The organism is Bacillus pseudomycoides DSM 12442 (assembly GCF_000161455.1).
Lineage (GTDB): Bacteria > Bacillota > Bacilli > Bacillales > Bacillaceae_G > Bacillus_A > Bacillus_A pseudomycoides.
The window spans coordinates 5586833-5588811 of the sequence record NZ_CM000745.1 but is presented as its reverse complement, the minus strand read 5'-3'; the positions used below and the strand labels follow the sequence as shown (position 1 = coordinate 5588811).

Here is a 1979-nt window from a genome sequence, read left to right as displayed (position 1 = left end):
CTCTCATTCTTTCTATAGTATCTTGGGTAAAAAGGCTTGTACTGTATTCTATAGAAATATAAAGCTCTCCTTGCTCAGTTTCAGCAATGTCCCAGTTAATATCATATTTTGTATTGTTGTAATCCCAGCTATAGGAATTAAAAGATAATCCTGGTATTTCCAAGTTTCCCATTTCCATATTCTGTAGGTTCAACATTGTATCAAACAGGGGATTCCGACTAAAGTCTCGCTGTAAATTAAGCTTTTCCAAAAGTTCTTCATAAGGATAATCGGCATTTTCATAAGACTGCAGCACCTGTTCTTTTACCTGAAGAAGGAACTCTCGGAATGTAAGTGTTCCTACAGGATGATTTCTAAGAGGGAGAACATTAATAAAAACACCGATTACTTCTTCCAAATCAGCATGCGTTCTTCCAGCAATTGGTGAACCAATGATTATATCTTCCTGCCCAGTATATTTTGAAAGGAGGATATTATAGGCTGCCAGCAGCATCATAAAAAATGTCGACTCTTCTTCAGAAGAAATTTCTTTCAAACGAAGCACCAGTTCATTATTGACCCGAAAACTGAATGTCTTCCCCGAAAACTGTTTAATCGGCGGACGAACAAAATCCGTCGGTAACTCTAAAATTGGCAGCTCCCCAGAAAGTGTATTCAACCAGTACTGTTCTTGTTTTTTCAATGATTCAATCTGACTCTGTTCTTGCTGCCAGACTGCATAATCTTTGTATTGTATTTGTAAGTCATTCAATTTATTTCCTTGATACAATTCTGCAAAATCCTGCAACAGGATATTCGTAGATACACCATCTGAAATAATATGATGCATATCCATCATTAAGATATTACGATCTTCCTTAATCTGCACAACTTTAACGCGAAACAAAGGTGCCTTGCTAAGATCAAAAGGTGTGATAAAACTTTCAATAATATCCGGCATTTCAAATAAATTACCCTTGATTAATTCAAATGGGAATTCAACTTCTTCGCAAATTTCTTGCACAAGCTCTCCTTCTTTGAACAGAAACACTGTCCTGAGTGACTCGTGTCGGCTCATTAAAGAGCAGAATGCCTGATAAATCCGCTCTATATCAAGTTCTCCATTAACTTCAACAATAATCGGAATGTTATAACTTGTCCCACCTTTAGCTTCTTCAAGCTTCTGAGCTGCATACATTCTTTTCTGAGCAAACGACACCGGATAAAACGGCCTTTTAGAAGCTTTTTTAACTGAACGGTATTCTTGTTTGCCAGCAGCAGTAATAAAGGACGCCAGCTTTTCTACAGTTGGCGAAGAAAATATAGCCTTAATAGGAATTTCCGTATCTAGCTGCTTCTGAATCCTAGAGGCAAGGATCATAGCCTTTAGTGAGTGGCCACCAAGTTCAAAGAAGTTGTCGTGAAGGCCGACCGGCTGCACTCTAAGTACCTCTTCAAATATACTTGCAAGCACCTTTTCTGTTTCAGTTACTGGTTCAAAGTATTTCCTCTCTTTCTCTTTGAGAACCTGAGGTTTAGGAAGCTTACTTTTATCCACCTTTCCATTGGCATTGAGTGGTAACTTTTCTAGTTCCACAATAAAAGTAGGCACCATATAATCCGGAAGCTTTTTGGCAATATAATCACGAATTTCTTCGATATTGATTATTCCTTCAGCTGAAATATAAGCACATAAATAAGAATGGCCATTAACATCTTGATAGTCCGTAGCAAAGGCTTTCCGTACAGCAGGGAATTCAAGAAGCTTTGTTTCCACTTCTCCGAGTTCTACCCTATGTCCTCTTATTTTTACTTGTTGGTCAATCCTACCGAGGTACTCAAGGTTTCCATCTGACATCCAGCGGACAAGATCCCCCGTCTTATAGATCTGATCGCCAGGCACGAAGGGATCCTCCACAAAGCGCTCTTCTGTCAAGTCTGGTTGGTTCAGATATCCGTCAGAGATTCCATCTCCTCCGATAACCAATTCGCCAGGTACC

General features: G+C 39.1%; 1 protein-coding gene. It reads right to left on the bottom strand.

Translation table 11 applies throughout. The annotated features are described in order from the left end of the window. The coding region (locus BPMYX0001_RS28240; RefSeq protein ID WP_167535697.1) for a condensation domain-containing protein at positions 1-1979 on the bottom strand (1979 nt) is incomplete at both ends.